A 20,627-nucleotide genomic window follows, 5' to 3' on the forward strand; every position below is an offset into this window, starting at 1 on the left:
TGACGAAAGATGTGCCGCCCTATACCATTGTAGGTGGTATCCCCGCAAAGGAGATACGAAAGCGGTTCAGTCCTGATATAATAGAACAGATGCAGGCTTTGAAATGGTGGGACTGGCCGGTAGATAAGATACGGGAGTTTTTGCCTTATCTGAAAGGTGGACGTTGGGATAAATTACAGGCAGTATGAAATCTATTAAGAATCTAATTTCGCTCGGATATTTGCTGATGGCATTATTGGTTATCGGCATAATGTATATTTGGTATAAAGAATGGTGCGATTTAGAGAAATTGGAAGTTCAAAATCATCATATAGATACTTTTCGCCAAGAATCGCACAAAATATTTGTTTTTCTTATTGAACTTTCTTTATCAGGCGAGACAGTATTGGAATGGGAATATGCAGATTTGGAACATTACCATTATCAACGAATGGCAATGGACAGTATGCTATGCCGTTTCAAAACGATTTATCCGACAAAGCGTATAGACAGTGTACGCCATCTTCTTGAAGATAAGGAACGACAAATGCGTCAAATCGTGCAGGTACTTGAACAGCAACAAGCCATCAACGATAAGATCACTCGTCAAGTACCCATAATCGTACAGAAAAGTGTGCAGGAACAGCCGCAAAAACCGAAGCGGAAAGGATTTCTCGGCATATTCGGCAAGAAAGAAAAGCCAAAGCCAACCGTGACCACAACAATGCTCCGTTCCCTTGACCGGGACATGATAGCCGAGCAACGGGCGCAAAGCCGCCGTCTGTCGGAACACACCGACAGCCTTGCTGCACGGAATGCAGAACTTAACCGTCTGTTACAAGGTTTGATTTGTCAAATAGACAGGAAAGTACAAGCCGACCTTCAAAAGCAAGAAACAGAGATAGCCGCAATGCGTGAGCAATCATTTATACAAATCGGTGGCTTGACAGGGTTCGTTCTTCTTCTGTTAATCATTTCATATATCATAATTCACCGAAATACTAACCGTATCAAGCGGTACAAACGGGAAACGACAAATTTAATCAAACAGCTACAACAAGCGGTAGAGAAAAACGAGGCACTGATAGCCTCCCGCAAGAAAGCGGTTCATACCATCACCCATGAGCTGCGCACACCGCTGACGGCAATCACAGGCTATGCTGGGTTGATGCAGAAAGATTGTAACACGGACAAAATCAAAGTGTATGTCCGTAACATCCGGCAATCTTCCGACCGTATGCGCAAAATGCTTAACACACTGCTTGACTTTTTCCGTCTGGACAACGGCAAGGAGCAGCCGAATTTCTCTCCTTGCCGGATTTCGGCAATCACGCACATTCTTGAAACGGAGTTTACGCCCATCGCCATGAACAAGGGACTGGCTCTTACCATAACCAATCAGACGAATGCAGTCATCCTGACCGATAAGGAATGTATCCTGCAAATCGGCAACAACCTGTTGTCAAACGCCATCAAGTTCACGGAGAACGGCGGCGTTTATCTGACAACGGACTACGATAATGGCGTCCTGACACTTATCGTTGAAGATACGGGTACGGGCATGACCGAAGAGGAACAGCAGCGGGTGTTCGGCGCGTTTGAACGTCTGTCAAACGCCGCCACAAAAGACGGTTTCGGGCTGGGACTGTCCATTGTGCAGCGTATCGTGGCAATGCTCGGCGGTACAATCCGGCTGGAGAGCGAGAAAGGCAAAGGCAGCCGTTTCACGGTGAAAATACCCATGCAGACAGCCGGGGAACTGCCGGAAAGGATAAATCAGACACGGATTCATCATGACCGTACATTCCATGATGTCATTGCCATCGACAATGACGAGGTACTTCTCCTGATGCTTAAAGAAATGTATGCACAGGAAGGGATACACTGCGACACCTGCACCGATGCTGCGGAACTGACGGAAATGATACGCCGGAAAGAATACAACCTGCTTCTGACGGATCTGAATATGCCGGAAATTAACGGCTTCGAGCTGTTGGAACTGCTGCGCACCTCCAATGTGGGCAACTCAAAGACAATCCCGGTAGTCGTGACAACCGCTTCGGGCAGTTGCGACAAGGAGGAGCTAATGGAACGTGGATTCGCCGATTGCCTGTTCAAGCCGTTTTCTATATCGGAACTGATGGAGGTTTCAGACAAATGCGCCATGAAAGGCAACCGGAATGAAAAGCCGGATTTCACCTCCCTGCTGTCATACGGCAATGAAGTCGTTATGCTGGAGAAACTGATAACGGAAACCGAAAAGGAAATGCAGGCAATCAGGGAATCGGGTCTAAAGAAAGACCTTCAAGAACTGGACGCACTTACACATCACCTGCGCAGCTCGTGGGAGATACTCCGTGCCGACCAACCGTTAAAGGAACTATACAAATTGCTTCATAGCGATGGCACGCCTGACGATAAAACAATTGGCAATGCTGTAAAAGCTGTGCTGGATAAGGGTTCGGAAATCATCCGGCTGGCAAAAGAAAAAAGGAGAAAATACGAAAATGGATAAGACAAGAATCATCGTGGTGGAGGACAACATCGTGTATTGCGAGTTTGTCTGCAACCTGCTGGCACGCGAGGGATTCCGCACCGTGCAGGCTTTCCACCTCTCGACCGCGAAGAAATATCTGCAACAGGCCGCAGACGGGGACATCGTGGTTTCCGACCTGCGCCTGCCCGACGGCAACGGTATCGACCTTTTGCGCTGGATGCGCAAGGAAGGTATGATGCAGCCGTTCATCATCATGACCGACTATGCCGAAGTGCATACGGCTGTTGAAAGCATGAAACTCGGCTCGCTGGACTACATACCCAAGCAGCTTGTGGAAGACAAGCTCGTCCCTTTGCTACGGAACATATTGAAGGAACGGCACACCGGACGAAGCCGTATGCCCCTGTTCTCGCGTGACGGCTCGGCGTTCCAAACCATCATGAAGCGGATAAGGCTGGTAGCCCCCACCGACATGAGCGTGCTGATATTCGGGGAGAACGGCACGGGCAAGGAGCATATCGCCCACTTGCTGCACGACAAGGGCAAGCGGGCAGGAAAGCCGTTTGTGGCTGTGGACTGCGGTTCGCTCACCAAAGAGCTTGCGCCGTCGGCTTTCTTCGGACACGTCAGAGGCGCGTTCACGGGTGCGGACAGTGCCAAGAAAGGTTATTTCCATGAGGCGGAAGGCGGCACGCTGTTCTTGGACGAGGTGGGCAACCTCGCACCGGAAACACAGCAGATGCTCCTGCGTGCCATACAGGAACGACGGTTCCGTCCCGTTGGCGACAAGTCAGACCGTAGTTTCAACGTCCGCATCATCGCCGCCACCAACGAGTATCTGGAAAAGGCGGTCTGTGAAAAGCGTTTCCGGCAGGACTTGTTGTACCGCCTGCATGACTTCGAGATAACCGTCCCGCCGTTGCGCGACTGTCAGGAGGACGTCATGCCGCTGGCTGAGTTCTTCCGTGAAATTGCGAACCGGGAACTGGAGTGTGATGTCATCGGCTTTGACGGAGAAGCCCGTAAGACATTGCTGACCCATGCGTGGCCGGGCAATGTCCGCGAGCTTCGTCAGAAAATCATGGGAGCGGTGTTGCAGGCACAGACGGGTCTTGTCACGAAAGAGCATCTGGAACTTGCCGTGACGAGGGCGACCTCACCCGTCAGCTTCGCCCTGCGCAGCGATGCGGAAGACAAGGAGCGTGTCTTACGCGCGTTGAAGCAGGCGAACGGGAACCGCAAGGTTGCCGCCGAACTGCTCGGAATAGGACGTACAACGCTGTACAACAAACTAGAAGAATATGGATTGAAGTATAAATTTCAGCAACCATAACCGGTAATTTATTAATAGTGAAATGAATGCTCAATTTTACAGGTTATTCGATATTGATGAAAAGAATCAACAGCATATACTGGAAGTTTTAGCTTAAAAGAGAGACATTCAGTAAATGTCTTTAAATACTGACTATAAAATTTCGCATCGGAATGAGGTTGCCATTCCGATGCGGTTATATTACGTTACGACTGTAATAATTCTATTTGACATTATTCGTCAGCCATTCCTTAGCCACTTCTGTTAGTCGGTATTGTTGTTTGGGGTGCTTCGGCTGATTTGGATAAAGCCGTTCTATCAATCCTTCTTGCAATGCTGGGGTAATATAGCTCTCACGAAAATACTTTAAGTCTTTAATATCGCATACATCCGCCATATTCCTCATTGTCATGTAAGAATCTTCCATTTTTTGAATGAGCAATTTCACTTGAGGGGTACTTAGGGGATGCTTAGGGGGTGCTTGAGGGGTACTTAGGGGGTACTTGCCCTCCTCTGTTATCTTTTTGTCCTCTTTATCATTCTCTATGATATCGGATTTGAAATCAGGTCGTTTGAACGTGATAGTAACGAAACCTCCATCCGAAGACCATGTGGGAGTTTCCACACCTTGCGCCTGGCAAGCATCCATGATACGCCTTGCACCGCTACCCCAGTTTTCCAGATAAGTCATTCGATAAAGTGCTTCCGCCACTTTCAGGTTATGCGGATATGACTCATGAGGCTCCTTTATGTTTTCAGGTGTTATCTGAGGTGGAAATGTACCAGGACTTGCTATTTCTATACGGTCATCATATATGGCAAGACTGATAGTCAGATTATATCTTTTCCAATGACGGTGGCAAAGGGCATTGATAAGAGCCTCACGCAACGCATTATAAGGCACTTCAAGCTGTTCCTCCCGTTCCAAACTATGATTGGTGATTCTACCACTGAGAGAAAGATGTTTAAAACAGAATGCAACTCCGGCATCTAAAAGTTGGAAGAAATTACCTTCAGCACGTTGATTATCACGGAACATATTTTTATTCGTACCTACAAACCGCACCATTCTTAGCGTAAATTGTGGATACTCGTCTATGTTATTGGAAAACAGCAATACCGCACCATTAGTCGGCACGCCATTCTTAAGCAATTTCCATTTTGAAAGAATATCTCTAGTCGGTTCATACAATGCAGATTCCGGAATACGCCCGCCATCAATACCTCGACGGATGCAATTACGGATTAGATTCTCGTTAAGGTCTGCCAAAGTCACACCATCAGCAGCTAACCTTTCCCACGCATACAACTGAGGTTGATGCGCACGGATACGCTCGTCATACATATCTTGTGGCATCACTTTCGTGGTGCTCTCAACTTTGTAATAGGGGCAACCGTGGAATGTATGCGGACGCTCGCCCCATACCCAACCGTCAAAGTGCATGACAATTACGTGGTTGCTAGGTTGCTCAGGAACATCGACATATGCCACCCATACATTTACCGTAGGTTCCAGCCCTACCAAAGCCTGAGCGTTCTCTTGTTGCGTTTTGTCAGTTATCTCTTGGCTTATTATCTTTACATTGTTGGCTTAGCTGGATAGAATCCCGACCTTCCACTTTCCGAAAATTCAATATAATGAATATTTGACAAAATTTCACGCTCTTCCTCGTTTGGAGATTTGTTGTCAATTATAATGAGTTGATAATTTTTTATATTATCATTACAGTAGCGGAAAAACTTGTTTTGTGTAGTTTCCTCTGGCTTTAGACTTACATCAGAAAAATGAGCCGTAATAGGAGAATCTATGATAAGTGTTCTTGTGAAAGGAATATCGTGCAGGATACAATATTCTACAAGAGTCATTAGTATTGCAGTACAAGTTACTCCTCTAGTCCCTTTTCCGCAGGATAAGCGTGGTTTTCCTCCAAGAATAAAATCAAAGGTTTGCTCATCAAAAACAACAGTTTGAGAATCTCCGACTTCCCAACCTGCCAGTTTCTTCTGTAGCAAATCGCAAAATTCGTCTTTAATATTAGTTTCTCTGATATAGCGCGATGCTACTTGTCCAACTTTTTTCAATTCATCTGCTAAACGTTTATAGTCTGCGCGAAGTCTTTGCGTTTCTTCCTGTAAATCTGTCAAACGAGTCTTTGACTCAATATTGGCCTGATAGCGTTCTAAAATGGAACGTATATTGCCAATCTGAATCTCAATAGTTTTAATTTCCTCAAAAAGAGACAGTTTTTCGCTATGTATCTTATCAATCTCCAACTTTAAATTTGACAGTTCCTCCTCTTTAACCGTGATTAACTGCTCTGATTCAGCCTTTCTCTGTAATATCGCCTCGTATTCTGCTTTTAGCGACTCTGCGAATCCTGCTTCAGTAAAGTGCTTAGGGTCAAGGTGGGATTTACACAATGGGCAAATTGCATTATCTCCAAGTGCCTCAAAAATTTGGTGTCCTTGATAGAGAAAGTCATATCGTTCAATATCCAAAGTATAGTGTTGATTTAATAGCTTTATGCGAGATAAAAAAGCCTCAACAAACATTTGCTTTGACATCAACTTACTTCGCCTTTTTTCAAGCTCATTCCGTTTCTGATATAGATCATTCAATGTGCTGTCTGTTTTAGCTAATTCTGTCTTGTACTGTTTTACAAAAGCCTCGTCCGTAAAATCTGCATAATTGACATCACCTATTTTGAAAATCAACTCTTCTTTCTGTTTAATAACATCATTAAGAAGTTCCATTTTTCCATGAATCTTCGCCCTTTGAATATCTTTTTTGTCTTCGGGCTCAAAATTCGAATCATCCTCCCCTGATGTTAATAAATAAATAAGGCTTTTTTCTCTTGTTGCCTCAGCAAATTGGCTAGTGGGATTAAAAATAGGCGTCTCTGCAATTACTCTATTTTCGCTGGCTAAAATAAGATGTCTAATAGTACTAAATGATAATTGGGCTTTATCGGTTGCACTCTTCTTTACCTCAACTTTATTATCGTAGCCAATTAAGCGAAGAAGAAAATCGGAATAGGCATTCTTCTTGCTCACAGTACTATATTCATCGCTTCTAATTTCAGGGTCAGAAAAAGACGTGTATTTTACTGGCTTGACATATACCGATTTGCTATTCAATTTTCGTTGAATAGTATATGGTTCGTCATTTTCATATTTGGCTATTTCCAAATAGAAGCAATCATATCCTTTTCCCTCGGGAACCATTTGGGGATTTGTTCCATCCTTAGATCGATTCTTTTTCCCAAGCAAAAATTCTATAAGATGAAGGACATGAGTCTTGCCTGTTTCTGATTTTCCAAAAATTAGATTACATCTTTTCTCGAAATCGATTCGTGAATCGGGAACTCCTTTACCGGTTGCAATAAGGGCTGTTATGTAAAATCCATTATTCTTCATCGTCATAACTGTTTAGCAAATACTCATTTTCAAACTCACTTCCCCATAAATCTACGGCAGGAGAGAGCTTAGATAAAATATATAAGTCATCTTCATCATGGAAGATTGAATCAACTTCTTTAATCGCTTGAGATAATTTTTCTTTATATGATCCAGTAAGTAGATTAAAACAATTCTTGCCCAATTCATTAACAGAGAAACGGAAACCTGTTGGAGTATTATGGCATTCCAATAGACCCTTACTTAACAAAAGGTGAATAGCAGGATGCATAACCATTTTGATCCCAATATAATTATTGAATCGATATGGCAAATCTGGATGGGTACTAATTTTTGAGCTATCTAAATCTGAGATATGTATTGATAAATAAGAATAGGCTCGCAATCTCTCTTCTGAGAATTGGAGTGAACAATTCGACATGATTGCAAGGAATCTCATTGCAATATCGAAAGTGCTATTTAGAATCTTTACTGCTTCCATATTAATTTATTATCGTTTGATAAATGGTAGCAAACGCCTATCTTTTCTCCAGAGCTAATTTCTCCGCTAATTACTCTGTCTGCTTTTGGAGAGAAGGTTGTTGCCTCTTTTATTACAGCTTTATTTCTCGCTAGAGCATTGGGAAAGAAATCCTCATAGGTATCAGCAACATGATATTCCATATCTTTTTTAAATTCGCCAAATTCGTCAGTATCTCCGGGAGCATTTTCTTCGCTCATTTTTCGCAATGATTCCGATATCCAAAAACAATTACGTGCTCTATCAAAATGATGAGCATAAGAAGAATGTGAAACATTCTCAATCGTTATTGACTTTGCCTCCTCTGAATCATTATAAGCATCAACCAAATGATTTATATAATTAGATTCTTGAACTTGCACCGTATCTGGTGGAGTTATTGGCATTCTGGAAATCAACTCTTTCCTAATTCCGAAGTATTGTGCATACAGATGCTTATTCTCACGCAACCTAGTTAAAAAATCATCTGGAGAAATATACTTAAAGATAGAAAAGTCTAAAGAATCAATGAAGGCTGATAGTTCCGAATTCATAGGGATTGTTTTCCCTTTTATTATATTCTTAGAATAGCTACCCCAATTTGATTTAATGGCCTCTTTAAGGTTGTTACTATTTGTATATGATCTTATTAAGCCCGAGGTAAGATTCTTTGGAGCTAAAATAAAATACGACTTAGGAAGAGGTATTACTCCATTGAATATATGATATAGAATTTTACAAACTTCGGGATATACCACTGATGGAGTTAAACTGTTTTCGTAATGTTTACATTGATAAATGTCATATTCATTATTCGACTTAGATATGACAGCTAAAATGTCAATGCCATTATCTCCGGCACCTCCAATTCGATAAGTTTGCTCATATTTGCCACTTAGACACGAAAATGCCCATGAAGCTACCAATTCCTCATAGGTATCTTCATCCATAGCGTATAGAATCTCTTTATCTGTTCGATTCTGATTAAACATTTGTTGTTCTGTTAGATAATGTTTACGTTCAACATCCTGTAGTGGCGCAAATGTTACATCCGTGTCAAGCCTCAAATTAGTTCTACTTTTCATGAAATTTCTTTCTTTGAGATTTCGGAACATTTGTGATGAAATTATTCGTATTACGGACAACTTCATTTAACAAATTGTAATCGCGTAATTTAGTCATCATTCAAGTTGCAGGATTTATAAGTTGTAACTAAACAGGCATATCTTCTGTTGGATTTAACAGCCTACGAACGTCGATATTCAAAAGTCCAGCAATCTTCACGAGCATATCAAGAGAGGGTTGCATCTTGTTGGAACACCATCGCGAAACAGTTGCTTCGTTCTTACCGACTTGCTCTGCCAACCATTTCCCAGTTTTACCATTCTCAACTAACACAACTTTCAACCTATTTATTTTTTGCGATTCCATACGTCTTGATTTTGCCTGTTAATTACAATACTTTGATTTACTATGCAAATTTAACGATATTATCTGAAAATACGGTGTTAAGTCTCAGAAAAGTAGCATAAACGCCCTTAAAACCAAGTATATTGAGTATATTTGCATTCAAAGAGAAGAGAAACAAGCTAATGAACAAAGAAAACCAAATAATACTCTATCAAGACGATAACGATATAACTCGTGTGTCTGTGCGCTTTGCTGATGAAGACTTGTGGCTGACTCAGGGGCAATTAGTTGAGATATACCAAACAAGCAAATCGAATGTAAGTGAGCATATTAAGCATATATTTGAAGATGGAGAGCTAACAAAGGAAGCAACTGTTCGGAAATTCCGAACAGTTCAAATAGAAGGTTCTCGTAAGGTTGAACGAGAAGTGGAGTACTACAACCTTGATATGGTTATCGCCTTGGGCTACCGTGTGCAGTCTCAGGTTGCAACCCGTTTCCGACGTTGGGCAACACAACGGCTTCACGAATATATTCAAAAGGGGTTTGCAATGGATGATGAACGATTGAAGCAAGGCGGCAATCGCTATTTTCGTGAACTCTTACAGCGCATCAGGGATATTCGTAGTAGTGAGCGCAACTTTTACCAACAAGTCACAGATATTTATGCTACGGCCACGGATTATGACCCACGCGATGAGATGACGAAATTGTTTTTCGCAACCGTACAGAACAAGTTGCATTACGCTGTCCACGAGAATACGGCAGCTGAGGTTATTTACAATCGTGTGGACAACGAGAAGCCGTTTGTGGGCATGACGAACTTCAAGGGAAACTATGTGACCAAGGATGATGTAAAGATAGCCAAGAACTATTTGTCTGAGATTGAACTCCAACGTTTGAACCTGCTTGTTTCCAGTTTCTTGGACTTTGCCGAGTTCCAAGCATTGGAAATGAATCCTATGACAATGAAAGATTGGATAGAAGCACTGGACAACCAAATTATAGCACACAAACGAAAGGTTTTGATCGGTAAGGGAAACATTTCGCATAAACAAGCGATTGAAAAGGCAGAAAAAGAGTTCGCTATCTACCGCAAACGCGAAATGGAACTGCTTGAAAGTGATTTTGATAGGGAAATCAAGAAGTTGAAAGATAAATAATTTCAGCACACACATGATTACCATATATTTTGACAAACAACTTTTTAGTCATCTGTTCAAATCGCAAGAAGAAAAATATCTTGTTTTGCGTGAGAAAATACTGTCACATCGTGACGAGTTTATTTTCCTGTATTCAAATGCTCATTTATTCGATCTTCAGCAGGATACGACTGATATTAAGTATGACGAGATGGATTTCATGCAATCGATTGTGGACGGTAATCATATCTTTTATGAATCTCCTAATATTGGCGTAGCAAAAGAATCACCACGTTCCGCATTTAATAACGTAGCAAAAGCGGATGATTTTTCTTGGCTTTACGATCTTGATTTGTCACAGATTACAGAAGAACAATGTGATGCCATTAATAATACAATAGACATAGCCATCAAAGATTTAAGAGGAGAATTGGAGTTTGATTGGTTAAAGAAAAGGACTCCAATACACTCAAAAGAACTAACAATAGATAAAGGAAATCTTATCTCATTCGTGAAGTTTGTAAAAGATAATTTTTACAAGGACAAAAATTCATATAAAAACATCAGGGATAATGCTGTCAAAAATTACAACCCAACATCAATAACTTCAGACAATGAGAATGTTTTCAACGATCAATTGGAAGCGGCCCCATTAGGATTATCTTTTATAGAAACGATTAAAGCTGTCATAAACCAATTTGGGCTTAAATCATCTGATGCGACTATTGTATATTATGTATCCTATATGCTCCTTGATTTACTTGGAGTTAGTAAGGAAACTCGAAGAAAAGTTAAGTTCCGTAATATGCAAACTGACAGCATGCATAGCTTCTTTGGTGGATATTGTGATTGCTTTGTAAGTGACGATGCGGGTATACTCAAAAAAAGTAAAACGTTATATAAGCTCTTTAATATTGAAACTCAAATATATTCAATAGACGAATTTATAAAAGTATTTGATGAAGCTATAAAGAATAATCAAAAATCTGCTTCTGAATACTTTAATGAAATTTGTGGTGATTACCAACGAAGAATTGTTACAAAGACAGAAACGATTCCTCCATATGCCTTGACATATTTGGGCACATCTCACATGTATTTTGGATATTTCAATTATATGCTGGAACGAACATCAAAAGATGAAACTGTAATAATGCTCGTGAAAAATAAAAAAGCAAACCAACTTTTACTTATTCAAGAAATAGAGATTATTGTTAATAGGCTCGTATATGTTTTTAATAATTTGGGAGCAACATTCGCTTTATTCAATAGAGAATTGGAAATTCCTCAAATACAGACAGGTAATTGGAATAAAATTCTAATATTAAATGATGTAGATATATGTCTAACAAAAGTCAAAGAACCCTCTATGCTTTGTTTATGGATAAAACTTAAGCAGCCTATATCTACTCAATCGTAAAAAGCATTATCTAAAATTGGACATCCTTTACACGACCTACATTTTCCCTTTTATTTCCATATTCATCAATAAATCACCCCAAGCATACTAATTTATCAAACTTATTCACTACCTTTGTATTCGGAAACTTTCACGCAACCTTGCGCAGAACAACGCAAGTCATTGGTGGAGCAAACGGAGGAGATTACAGTTGAGTAGTTTTTAGAAAAGAATGATATTCAACCACTTGGAAATAAATTACGATTTCTGGTGGCACCACCAAAGCAAAGTACATAGTTGCTTCTAACGCATGAAAACCCTTGAATTAGAGATAGTTCAAGGGTTCTTTTTTTACCCTCGCTACGCATTTCATTACATATTTGTGAAGTTGGATTTCGCCAATTCAGTGGCTTTTTTTAAGGCTTTTGAAAAAGCCATAAATATGCATCATACTTCATTGTTTTTCAACTATTTGACAATTTTAATCTCCGGTGTGAAAAAGTAATTTTGCACACATGACCGGATGGAGTTAGAAATGTGAAAGAAATTTAAAAATTCGGTATTTCCCATCGGGATAAAAAAAGGAATCGAACCCGGGATACAAAAGGCAATTCGAACCTGATAAAAATGGGATTTTTATGGCTATTCCACAAGTCCCTCAAAAAAGCCACCGAATTTAACATTTCGTTTCACGTCCTCATGCCATCCGGTTTTGACGAAACAATTGGATGTAACACCTCTAAAAAAACAAAAGTGATGAAACAAGGAACAATGAACATTCTTTTTTTCGTGCTCAAAACGAAATTGTTGAAAAACGGTGAGGCCCCCGTACTGATGCGGATAACCATCAACGGGAGCTACGACGATGCCCGTATCCAAAGAAGCGTGCCTCTGAACTTATGGAATGCGGCCAAAGGATGCAGCAAGGGCAGGGACAGGGCATCCATCGCATTGAATACCTATATTGCGGAGTTACACGCACGTGCCCTTGAGAAACACAAGGAACTGGTATTGGAACAGGCCCTGATTACCCCGAAACTGATCCTGAAACGTGTTTTCGGGAAAGACACCGAAATGCGTACATTGCTCGGTTCCATGCAGGATGGCATCAAGGAAATGGAAACACTGGCAGGCATAGACTACTCTCCCGTTACGATCAACCGGTACAAGAACGTGGTGAAGAAATTGCAGCGGCTTATCCCCTCTTATTACGGCAAGGAGGATATCACCTTCCATGAGCTGACACCGGAGTTCATCCGCGCGTTTGACATTTACCTGAAAACGGAGGGGGGACTGTGCCGTAACACGATAGTCCGCTACATGAAATGTTTCAAGAAATTCACCAACATGGCATTGGCAAAGGAATGGATGCGCAAGAATCCCTTTTACGGTTACAAGATGGAACAGGACGAGACCGATCCGGTATTCCTGACCTACGACGAGTTGCAGGCCGTCATGAAAAAGAAATTCACCATCCCACGGCTCGAGCTGGTCAGGGACATATTTGTCTTCGCGTGCTTCACTGGTCTGGCGTTCTCCGATGTCGCCACTCTGAGTGGTGAAAACCTGGTACAGGACAATCTCGGGGACTGGTGGATAAGGAAGGGAAGGGTCAAGTTGGAACACCGCAGAAAAGCGTCTTCCATCAGCAACATCCCGCTGCTGCCCGTTCCACTGGCCATATTGGAGAAATACAGGGAACATCCGATCTGCGTAAAGAAAGGATGCTGCCTGCCTGTCATGTGCAACCAGAAAATGAACAGCTACCTCAAGGAAATCGCCGATTTCTGCGGCATAAAGAAAAATCTGACCACGCACGTTGCCAGGCACACTTTCGGGACCACCGTCACGCTCGCCAACAATGTACCCTTGCAGGACGTGTCCGTCATGCTCGGACATGCTTCCACACGCATGACGCAGCATTATGCGCGGGTCATGAACAGCAGCCTGAAAGAGGCGATGAACAATGTGAAGGAACGTCTGGAATGGTAAATATGCAACCGGCCCGTCATTGAAGGTATCTGAAAAGGATACCTTCTTTTTGTTATACTGTCTGTTATCCATTTTCTCTGGAAAACATCTTTGGTCTTCATAATCATCCTGTACTGGCGAAATAATTCATCATGGACACTACATATCCAAGTAACGGTATCAGTACACCGATTACATATACCATAGCGTACCCCAAAAGGACGAGAGGTAATATTTTACGGTAAAGACCGGCGATGACAAGAAATATAAACAAAAAGCAAGAACCATAAACTCCTATTTGAAAACCGGGCATCAATTCATAAACGGGTACGGGCTCGGGGTTAAGCATGGCTCCGGCCACAATGGAATAAAGACTTGCCAACAATATAAACAATGTATACAGGCAGCTCTTAAAAATCCCGGGATCGTTTCTTTTACAATAGAGAATTGTTTGGATATCACTCCTAAGAAACTCAATACCCAGCAAGAGAGCTACCATGACACCCGTATCAAAAGCAGAGAATGTATTCATTTCAATCAATCACCTTTGACGCGAAGATATGTATTTATTCCGGAATGCCACGCCTTCGCTTGTTTTACGATATGATATTGATATCCGATAGTTTGGAAAATATTTGAAAAACCTTCGTTGTATGCTTTTAAATTTGCTCATTACACTTATTACATGTTGTATCCGACAAATTGAAAATCCCAGCCATTCTTTCAATTTCTTACCTGCAAATATAGCCCTTTGCCGGGTTGATTGCGCAAGGCGGCCCCTTTCAGGGGCTGGTTGGCTAAAAGAAAATCATCCTCGCTTCGCTGCGGTATTTTCTTTTGCCAAGCCTTGCGCAATCCCCGGCAAAGGACAGTCCGGCAAGTAAGAAACCGAAAAACCGGCTCCACGGAGCCGATCATGTCAAACAAACTAAAAAAATGAAGGTATGAACAGAGAGACAACAAGCAAAGTCCACAAAGGACAGCAGGGTGCCAATCCGAAAATGAGAATGTTGGTTTATCGGGAAAGGAGCTATCCCGCACGGAAGGTGCAAGGCAGGGACGGAAGCTATACGATTGCCGCAGACAGCCTGGTGCCGGAACTGCTGGACGGCATCAGAAGCCTTGACCCGGCAGCTTTCAAGCTGGACGAGGAAATCGCCTGCTATTGCTCGGACGAGGAAATCCAAAAACTGGCGGACGAAGAACTGGTAGAAATAATTTATGAATGGCAACGGTTATGACTGAAACAACAACAGCAAAGGTCCGGGAAGAACAAGTAACGGGCCTTACCGCAGAGAATGCGCACCGGGTCACGATGATCCGGGAAAAGGGTACGGACCATCCTCCCGTACCGTTCCATTTCAGAAAGGAGCATCATGGAACGGGCAACTATGTACACCTGTACGGAAATCCGGAAGATCGGAATGAATTGCATTCCAGGGACTTCAAAGACTGGGAAGCCGTAGCGTTCAAACATCCTGGCTATCTGGAGGATATATGGAAACAGGCTTGCGACGCATACGCATGGAGTTCCTTCGACCCGGAGATTCGTGGCGAGACGGACATCATGATTTACGGGGAGGAGCTGCACAACGACCTGCAACTCATGCAGGAAGAGGAACGGGATACATACATCGCCGCCTACCGGAAAAAGCTATCCGCCCAGCTCTCGGCCCTCTCACGCTGCGCCAACCCGATGGTGACGGGACGGGGCGGATTTGATTACCACAGGCAGGAGAATACGAACAGAAGCTATCAGAACCGCTACGAGGAGTTCCGCAATTGGCGGCAAAAGGTTCTTGAAGCCGTCAGACGGAAAAAGGAAGCCGCACGACCGGAGGAAGAAAAACTGGAAAAGGCATGGCAGACGCTCAAACGCGACATCAAGAGCAGCGCCGACACCATCCACGGGATTGACACCGGACAATGCCGGGGTTATAACCGTGCCCTGTTCGTCAGCAGCATCCTGAACAAGGTATCCACCTTCGCCAATCACGGGGAAGTGGAAATCGTCCGCAGGGCCGTGGACTTCATTTCCGAATATAACGCAAGGGTAAGGAAACCCGTCATCACCCCAAGAAACAAATTCTTCCAATTGCCGGAACTTGCGGAACGGATGCGCGAAAGGCTGAAAGCGGTGCAAAGCCGGGAAAACAAGGAAGTGCCGTTCGAGGGCGGGACACTTGTATGGAACTATGGGGAAGACCGCCTTCAGATCCTGTTTGACAGGATTCCCGAAGACAACAGACGAAAGGAGCTGAAATCCTCCGGATTCCGCTGGTCACCCAGAAACAAGGCATGGCAACGGCAGCTCACCTCCAACGCCCTCAGTGCCGCCAAGAGAGTGTTGAACCTTCAAAACATCTGAACCATGAATAACGACAAACTGAAATTCGTAGTCGATTCACGCAGTTTTGACGGCAGCTGCGTGACCACCATGTCTGACGGAATACACGGCGACTACCATCATGAGACACTGGAGGAACTGAGGGACAGGGAAAAGAACCCGTACCTCATAGCCGTGTCCGGAAATACCGTCCGCAAGATGATACGCATCCACCTGCAATCCCTCTGCGCCCCGTTCAGTGAGATTACGGAAGAAAGATATTTCGACTACATGGATGTCTTGCCCCCCATCCGCCATACCCGGAATTTCTTTTTCCTGGGAGAGCCTTATCATGCGGACATCTACCGGTTCTGCTTCCGGGCGGGCGGACGCTACTTCACGGGACTCCGCTCCGTTACCACGCCAAGAAAGGAACTGGAACGGCAGATGGACAACCATTACCGGAACATTACCTTCAAAGGAGACATCCTGAAAGAAAAGCCGATGGTCATCTCTGACCACGCACGGCATGCCTCTATAATTATAGTTCCTTATCTGTTTCTTGACATAAATGGCGAGAAGAAGTTCATCTGCAACCTGATGAGAGGAACGGACGAATCGTCAGGCAGGGATGTAAGGCTGGAAACCGCCAAAATCCTGCGAAGCCTGCGCCGTCATCATTTCCTCTACTTCTCCGGCTATGAGGAAAACGACGATATGGACAAGTTCCTAGGCGAAGTGATGAAGAAAAAGCACATCCTGCTGGCAAATGGCAACTTCCTCCAATATCCCGTGAACCGGGAGTCCGTGTCGTTTACCGGAACGGTCAGGGAAACAGGCGAGCCGTTCTTCTTCCGAATTTACGACAGGGAGCTGTTCCTGCACCTGTTGTACGTCCTGAGAGGCATCAAAAGGGAAAAAGCTAAAATATAACGTGACACATAACGACGGTATGGTGACTGTCTTTCCGACCCGTCACCATACAAAAAAAACAATGAGATCATGAGAACTGTGACCGAAGAATCGTTGCGACGCAGGCCGGCCCGTCTGGAGTCGGCCCTGGAAAGCGAAAAGGCACGCCTGAGAAAAGTATGCGGCGGCATCCCCTGGGGAGCCGGGATGAGGCGTACCAAATGTACCCCCTCATTCCGAAGGGAGGACGAACTGATTGGGAAAATCAAGGCGGTGAGACTGCAACTCTCCCAAATGTCCGCAGGCGGTGACAATCACACGTTTAAAGAAACAGGCAGGTGAATGCCGGCCAATTAACTTGCAAGTCAATAATTTTAAAACCAGTTACGAATATGAACACCCGATTGGCTATAATCCGTTCAGAGGGAAAAGAACATCTCTGTTACCGGGAAGAGGAATGTTTTGTCGATGTATCCTATCCGATGGTGACATTTACCAAAGGGGAGGATGATTTTGAAATTGTCAAATGCGACCATCCGTCCATGGAAGAGACTTTCCTGTATCAGGAAAGCCGTCTCTCAATCGTGATTGAAATGTACCATAACGGCTGGCCGGCATTGTCTCTGAAAGATCCCGTGACCCATGAGATATACACGGTCCTGACGGTCAACTTAGAAGATAAGGCGGCATTCTCACTACCTGACAGGGCATTCGTGGACATCAACAACAATCCTGATGCCATGGAGTTCCTTCTGTCCAACAAATTGGCTGAGGATACAGGTTATAGACGTCAGAGCGGCTGGGTAAGCTACCCGATGGTCACACTTAACCTTCCGACGTTTTACAGGCTTGACCCACATGCCTTTAGCGCAATATTGAATATCCGGTAATCCTTCCGGGCAATGAATCTGGTATCAACAATCAAATGGAAAGAATCATGAAAAGATATGACATAAGAGTAAGGTATTCCTTCGAGGGCACTTACACGGTAGCGGCAGAAGACCGCGATGAAGCAAAAAGAATGGTAAATGACGATTGCGGTCTTGTTTTGGGCGGCGATATCCACACGACACGCGATGACGATGAAGTGTTGGACTGGGATTTCTGTATCCATCCCGACACGCGGATTCTCTCCTTGCAGGAAAGAGGCGGAAAAGGAAGTTTACCGTCAGAAGCCGTTGATTTCAGCGGCAGGATCAAGGAACTGCGGGGGGACATCATCGACGCGATACGGCAGTTGCTCCATGCTCACTGCATGAAAGAAATTCGTCTTCCGGAAGAGGATTATGATCCGGTCTGGGTGATATGGTTTGGCAAGAACGGAGAACCATATGAATGCAGGGTGACAGGACTCCGGGTAACGGCGGACAGCCTGACCGTCCTTGCCGAAGAGAAAGAAAGCGGTGACGAGGTGCAGTGTCACAGCCCGTTTGAACTCGGCGCAAAGAACATAGACTGGCTTCATGAGATGTATGAGGCTGTGTGGCATCAACTGAGAGAAACAAACAATGTAGAATCACAAATAGAAGAACCATGAAATATCAAGCGGAAAATACCGTCTCCAGTTTCTTCTACTACATGTGGAACGCCTGGAGCGAGGAGGAATGCAAAGCCGTGTATGGCGGCATGTACCCGCATTTCTGGGAAAAATGGTGCGTGGCGACAGACAAGGGCACATTCGGCGCGGCGGAACGGTTCTACCTGGAACTCTCGGAAGACAACCGCAGGATTCTGGTGGAACGGGCCGTCTCGATATATGACGGACGACGCTTCAGAAGAAGGAACAGTAACCCCAAAAATCAAACAGTATGCGAGGAAACATTATCAGTCTGATCGGCAGCTCATGCGGTTGCAGTCAAACGGAAGCACGGGAATACCTGGACTCCGAAATCCGGTATCTGCGCGAATTGCAGGAGGCAGATGATTTGAGGGAAGATGACATGGAAACGGCCTGTCTCAACCTCGGTCTTGACCTTGACTACCGGGAATATTTTATCAACCGCCTCGCAGGGGCATAAAAAACTTATGGCTATGACCTATTTTCAGAACATACACTCTCTGGCGGACTTGAAGAAGGAGTACCGCCGACTGGCATTGCAGCACCACCCGGACAAGGGTGGCGACACCGCAATCATGCAACGGGTGAACACCGAGTTTGAAAGGCTTTTTGAGGCTTGGAAAGACAAACCGGATGTCTTTGCGACTTCAACCGGATATGAATATGACTATCCGGGAGCCACGGCAAAGGAATACACCGAGTACGTGTATAACGAATATCGCTGGAAAGGCCGCAATTACAAGGGACAGCACGCACCGGAAATCGTGGAACTGGTACGGGCATGGCTCAAGGAGACCTATCCGGGATACAAGTTCTCTGTCAGACGGGAGAATTACCTCTCCATCCATATCCGGTTGATGAAAGCGGATTTCGAGGCGTTCACCAAAGAGTCCGGAAAAGTTCAAGGTGATGTCAACCACTATCGTATCGCTTCAGACAAATCATTGACGGACAGGACAAAAGAAGTAATGATGAATATCTACGATTTCATCATGTCATACAATTTCGATGACAGCGACCCCATGACGGACTATTTCCATACCAACTTTTACCTGACGCTCGGAATCGGAAGTTACAAACAGCCGTACAAGGTGGAACCACCCAAACTCGGCAGCAAAGACAAGCCGGAGGTATTCAAGCATCCGGAAGGTCCGGCACACAAGGCAATGCGCCGGGCATTGGGCAAAGCGCGTTTCGGCTTCATCGAAAGCCGGAAGTATGCCGGGGAAATAATTCTGGGGGAAGACTGTTTCGGCTCACGGGGCGAACTCTATTTTTGGCCGAAGGAATATTCAAGCGCAAAAATGGCCCAAAAACGCATCGACAAACTGGAGGAAGCCGGAATAAGGTGCGAACTCACCGGCTATAACGGAGGATACATCCGCCTGCTCGGGTACACCCCTGAGATGAGAGATTCCCTGGAGCGGGAACGTCAGGAGTATGCCGCCGCGTATCAGGCATGGTACTCAAAACAGAATTTGAAAACAATCTGATTCAGAAATTATGGATACAAACAATTTGGACAAGTGGTGGTACGGACTTCCGGAAAACACCAGACAGGCTATAGGAAACGATGAGATATGGGAAAAATTGGATATGCCATCCCGTTCGGCGCTACACCGGTATTCCCTGCTTAGAATTTACGGAACGGCAAAGGACAGGGACGGGGAACGCACGCTGCTCAATGAAATCGCGTGCGGACTGGGCGACCTTGCCCTTGTCCGTAAAAACGGCATCGCGTTGGAGGAAATGTGCAACGGGAGCGGGGAATTTTACGATGAATACCAGGATCAGTTCAATATATTATATGACAATTACGGACACATACTAGAAAATATAAGCTGGCCGGACTGGATCGGACATACAATTCCGACAAACAGGGAACTGGTCCGGTTATTGGAACATCACGGTTACAAGCGTATGGGAATCGATACCGACAGAAGAATCCCGAAAACTTTCTATGTTTTCCGTCGTGGTTTGCACATCAACGCAAGCGAGGACCTGTCTTACCACATCGTACCGCAACAGGACAGTTTCGGACTGGGGCGTTTTGCGGTATGCGCTACCAAAGACGGTGAAAGCTCCCAGCTGGGAACTGACTGTGCCCGGCTCTTTTTGAGGCGCTTCCTTGCTTTCCTGAAGGGTGAAAGAAGCGGGAAAGAGATCATAGATGAAATATGCAACAACCGACAAACTGAGCGATAG

The 20,627-nt window shown here is 44.3% G+C and carries 22 protein-coding genes and 1 pseudogene; 16 read left to right on the plus strand and 7 right to left on the minus strand.

The features are described 5' to 3' along the window. The 3 genes and pseudogenes from ACYIA1_RS00005 to ACYIA1_RS00015 all read left to right on the plus strand — a co-directional run. Positions 1-188: pseudogene (locus ACYIA1_RS00005) on the plus strand (CatB-related O-acetyltransferase); the annotation flags it as partial. Next, the gene (locus ACYIA1_RS00010) at positions 185-2,494 is read left to right on the plus strand and encodes a hybrid sensor histidine kinase/response regulator (protein ID WP_480333964.1); all 2,310 of its coding nucleotides are present in this window, start codon (positions 185-187) and stop codon (positions 2,492-2,494) included. The pseudogene ACYIA1_RS00005 and the gene ACYIA1_RS00010, both read left to right, overlap by 4 nt. Further along, on the plus strand, positions 2,487-3,809 hold the full coding sequence (locus ACYIA1_RS00015) for a sigma-54-dependent transcriptional regulator (RefSeq protein WP_480333966.1): 1,323 nt from the start codon (positions 2,487-2,489) through the stop codon (positions 3,807-3,809). The genes ACYIA1_RS00010 and ACYIA1_RS00015 overlap by 8 nt, the downstream gene beginning before the upstream one ends. A gap of 202 nt (positions 3,810-4,011) precedes the next feature. On the opposite strand, the gene ACYIA1_RS00020 is transcribed toward ACYIA1_RS00015, so the two are convergent. The 5 genes from ACYIA1_RS00020 to ACYIA1_RS00040 all read right to left on the minus strand — a co-directional run bounded on the left by ACYIA1_RS00020 (position 4,012) and on the right by ACYIA1_RS00040 (position 9,135). After that, positions 4,012-5,313, minus strand: coding sequence for an ATP-binding protein (locus tag ACYIA1_RS00020; RefSeq protein WP_480333968.1), 1,302 nt, complete (start codon positions 5,311-5,313; stop codon positions 4,012-4,014). Positions 5,314-5,366: 53 nt separating this feature from the next. Beyond that, positions 5,367-7,205, minus strand: a complete 1,839-nt coding sequence (locus ACYIA1_RS00025) for an AAA family ATPase (RefSeq protein WP_480333970.1) — start codon at positions 7,203-7,205, stop codon at positions 5,367-5,369. After that, positions 7,195-7,686 carry an ABC-three component system middle component 2 gene (locus tag ACYIA1_RS00030; protein WP_177592738.1) on the minus strand — a complete coding sequence of 164 codons (492 nt, stop codon included), beginning with the start codon at positions 7,684-7,686 and terminating at the stop codon, positions 7,195-7,197. Before ACYIA1_RS00030 ends, ACYIA1_RS00025 begins: the two co-directional genes overlap by 11 nt. Beyond that, the gene (locus ACYIA1_RS00035; protein WP_289753369.1) at positions 7,674-8,789 is read right to left on the minus strand and encodes an ABC-three component system protein; all 1,116 of its coding nucleotides are present in this window, start codon (positions 8,787-8,789) and stop codon (positions 7,674-7,676) included. The genes ACYIA1_RS00030 and ACYIA1_RS00035 overlap by 13 nt, the downstream gene beginning before the upstream one ends. A gap of 127 nt (positions 8,790-8,916) precedes the next feature. Then, positions 8,917-9,135 (minus strand): helix-turn-helix transcriptional regulator, encoded by a 219-nt coding sequence (locus ACYIA1_RS00040; RefSeq protein ID WP_289753371.1) that lies wholly within the window; start codon positions 9,133-9,135, stop codon positions 8,917-8,919. 161 nt (positions 9,136-9,296) lie between these two features. Between ACYIA1_RS00040 and ACYIA1_RS00045 the strand changes: the two genes are divergently transcribed. The 3 genes from ACYIA1_RS00045 (at position 9,297) to ACYIA1_RS00055 (ending at position 13,647) form a co-directional block, all read left to right on the plus strand. Next, positions 9,297-10,277: a virulence RhuM family protein gene (locus ACYIA1_RS00045; protein WP_480333973.1), complete on the plus strand. Its 981-nt coding sequence runs from the start codon at positions 9,297-9,299 to the stop codon at positions 10,275-10,277. 13 nt (positions 10,278-10,290) lie between these two features. Next, the gene (locus ACYIA1_RS00050; protein ID WP_480333975.1) at positions 10,291-11,676 is read left to right on the plus strand and encodes a hypothetical protein; all 1,386 of its coding nucleotides are present in this window, start codon (positions 10,291-10,293) and stop codon (positions 11,674-11,676) included. 735 nt (positions 11,677-12,411) lie between these two features. After that, positions 12,412-13,647: a site-specific integrase gene (locus ACYIA1_RS00055; protein WP_025830972.1), complete on the plus strand. Its 1,236-nt coding sequence runs from the start codon at positions 12,412-12,414 to the stop codon at positions 13,645-13,647. Between the two features lie 103 nt (positions 13,648-13,750). On the opposite strand, the gene ACYIA1_RS00060 is transcribed toward ACYIA1_RS00055, so the two are convergent. Then, positions 13,751-14,158 (minus strand): hypothetical protein, encoded by a 408-nt coding sequence (locus tag ACYIA1_RS00060; protein ID WP_025017658.1) that lies wholly within the window; start codon positions 14,156-14,158, stop codon positions 13,751-13,753. Positions 14,159-14,349: 191 nt separating this feature from the next. Beyond that, positions 14,350-14,544, minus strand: coding sequence for a hypothetical protein (locus tag ACYIA1_RS00065; protein ID WP_005634939.1), 195 nt, complete (start codon positions 14,542-14,544; stop codon positions 14,350-14,352). Positions 14,545-14,570: 26 nt separating this feature from the next. Between ACYIA1_RS00065 and ACYIA1_RS00070 the strand changes: the two genes are divergently transcribed. The 10 genes from ACYIA1_RS00070 (at position 14,571) to ACYIA1_RS00115 (ending at position 20,627) form a co-directional block, all read left to right on the plus strand. Next, positions 14,571-14,867: a hypothetical protein gene (locus tag ACYIA1_RS00070; protein WP_250706603.1), complete on the plus strand. Its 297-nt coding sequence runs from the start codon at positions 14,571-14,573 to the stop codon at positions 14,865-14,867. Further along, positions 14,852-15,994, plus strand: coding sequence for a hypothetical protein (locus tag ACYIA1_RS00075; RefSeq protein WP_413548794.1), 1,143 nt, complete (start codon positions 14,852-14,854; stop codon positions 15,992-15,994). The genes ACYIA1_RS00070 and ACYIA1_RS00075 overlap by 16 nt, the downstream gene beginning before the upstream one ends. 3 nt (positions 15,995-15,997) lie before the next feature. After that, on the plus strand, positions 15,998-16,885 hold the full coding sequence (locus tag ACYIA1_RS00080; protein WP_025017654.1) for a hypothetical protein: 888 nt from the start codon (positions 15,998-16,000) through the stop codon (positions 16,883-16,885). A gap of 69 nt (positions 16,886-16,954) precedes the next feature. Next, complete coding sequence (locus tag ACYIA1_RS00085) at positions 16,955-17,206, plus strand: hypothetical protein (RefSeq protein WP_025082009.1); 252 nt, start codon at positions 16,955-16,957, stop codon at positions 17,204-17,206. A 50-nt stretch (positions 17,207-17,256) separates the two neighbouring features. Next, a complete protein-coding gene (locus ACYIA1_RS00090) occupies positions 17,257-17,754 on the plus strand; it encodes a DUF4313 domain-containing protein (protein WP_025017653.1) in 498 nt (165 codons plus the stop codon). Between the two features lie 47 nt (positions 17,755-17,801). Then, positions 17,802-18,401, plus strand: coding sequence for a hypothetical protein (locus ACYIA1_RS00095; RefSeq protein WP_007219083.1), 600 nt, complete (start codon positions 17,802-17,804; stop codon positions 18,399-18,401). Next, positions 18,398-18,697: a hypothetical protein gene (locus ACYIA1_RS00100; RefSeq protein WP_250706601.1), complete on the plus strand. Its 300-nt coding sequence runs from the start codon at positions 18,398-18,400 to the stop codon at positions 18,695-18,697. Before ACYIA1_RS00095 ends, ACYIA1_RS00100 begins: the two co-directional genes overlap by 4 nt. After that, positions 18,673-18,882 (plus strand): hypothetical protein, encoded by a 210-nt coding sequence (locus ACYIA1_RS00105; RefSeq protein WP_005789937.1) that lies wholly within the window; start codon positions 18,673-18,675, stop codon positions 18,880-18,882. Before ACYIA1_RS00100 ends, ACYIA1_RS00105 begins: the two co-directional genes overlap by 25 nt. A 13-nt stretch (positions 18,883-18,895) precedes the next feature. Continuing rightward, positions 18,896-19,915 (plus strand): LPD29 domain-containing protein, encoded by a 1,020-nt coding sequence (locus ACYIA1_RS00110; protein WP_005789939.1) that lies wholly within the window; start codon positions 18,896-18,898, stop codon positions 19,913-19,915. Positions 19,916-19,925: 10 nt separating this feature from the next. Further along, a complete protein-coding gene (locus tag ACYIA1_RS00115; RefSeq protein WP_025017652.1) occupies positions 19,926-20,627 on the plus strand; it encodes a hypothetical protein in 702 nt (233 codons plus the stop codon).

It is taken from the genome of Parabacteroides sp. KHUB-02 (assembly GCF_056640955.1).

Coding starts and splice junctions, on each gene's coding strand:
- ACYIA1_RS00080 (WP_025017654.1), top strand. CDS start 15,998: ATGAATAACGACAAACTGAAATTCGTAGTCGATTCACGCAGTTTTGAC.
- ACYIA1_RS00070 (WP_250706603.1), top strand. CDS start 14,571: ATGAACAGAGAGACAACAAGCAAAGTCCACAAAGGACAGCAGGGTGCC.
- ACYIA1_RS00055 (WP_025830972.1), top strand. CDS start 12,412: ATGAAACAAGGAACAATGAACATTCTTTTTTTCGTGCTCAAAACGAAA.
- ACYIA1_RS00030 (WP_177592738.1), bottom strand. CDS start 7,686: ATGGAAGCAGTAAAGATTCTAAATAGCACTTTCGATATTGCAATGAGA.
- ACYIA1_RS00100 (WP_250706601.1), top strand. CDS start 18,398: ATGAAATATCAAGCGGAAAATACCGTCTCCAGTTTCTTCTACTACATG.
- ACYIA1_RS00105 (WP_005789937.1), top strand. CDS start 18,673: ATGCGAGGAAACATTATCAGTCTGATCGGCAGCTCATGCGGTTGCAGT.
- ACYIA1_RS00015 (WP_480333966.1), top strand. CDS start 2,487: ATGGATAAGACAAGAATCATCGTGGTGGAGGACAACATCGTGTATTGC.
- ACYIA1_RS00075 (WP_413548794.1), top strand. CDS start 14,852: ATGGCAACGGTTATGACTGAAACAACAACAGCAAAGGTCCGGGAAGAA.
- ACYIA1_RS00010 (WP_480333964.1), top strand. CDS start 185: ATGAAATCTATTAAGAATCTAATTTCGCTCGGATATTTGCTGATGGCA.
- ACYIA1_RS00110 (WP_005789939.1), top strand. CDS start 18,896: ATGACCTATTTTCAGAACATACACTCTCTGGCGGACTTGAAGAAGGAG.
- ACYIA1_RS00095 (WP_007219083.1), top strand. CDS start 17,802: ATGAAAAGATATGACATAAGAGTAAGGTATTCCTTCGAGGGCACTTAC.
- ACYIA1_RS00050 (WP_480333975.1), top strand. CDS start 10,291: ATGATTACCATATATTTTGACAAACAACTTTTTAGTCATCTGTTCAAA.
- ACYIA1_RS00060 (WP_025017658.1), bottom strand. CDS start 14,158: ATGAATACATTCTCTGCTTTTGATACGGGTGTCATGGTAGCTCTCTTG.
- ACYIA1_RS00025 (WP_480333970.1), bottom strand. CDS start 7,205: ATGAAGAATAATGGATTTTACATAACAGCCCTTATTGCAACCGGTAAA.
- ACYIA1_RS00035 (WP_289753369.1), bottom strand. CDS start 8,789: ATGAAAAGTAGAACTAATTTGAGGCTTGACACGGATGTAACATTTGCG.
- ACYIA1_RS00065 (WP_005634939.1), bottom strand. CDS start 14,544: ATGATCGGCTCCGTGGAGCCGGTTTTTCGGTTTCTTACTTGCCGGACT.
- ACYIA1_RS00090 (WP_025017653.1), top strand. CDS start 17,257: ATGAACACCCGATTGGCTATAATCCGTTCAGAGGGAAAAGAACATCTC.
- ACYIA1_RS00085 (WP_025082009.1), top strand. CDS start 16,955: ATGAGAACTGTGACCGAAGAATCGTTGCGACGCAGGCCGGCCCGTCTG.
- ACYIA1_RS00045 (WP_480333973.1), top strand. CDS start 9,297: ATGAACAAAGAAAACCAAATAATACTCTATCAAGACGATAACGATATA.
- ACYIA1_RS00040 (WP_289753371.1), bottom strand. CDS start 9,135: ATGGAATCGCAAAAAATAAATAGGTTGAAAGTTGTGTTAGTTGAGAAT.
- ACYIA1_RS00115 (WP_025017652.1), top strand. CDS start 19,926: ATGGATACAAACAATTTGGACAAGTGGTGGTACGGACTTCCGGAAAAC.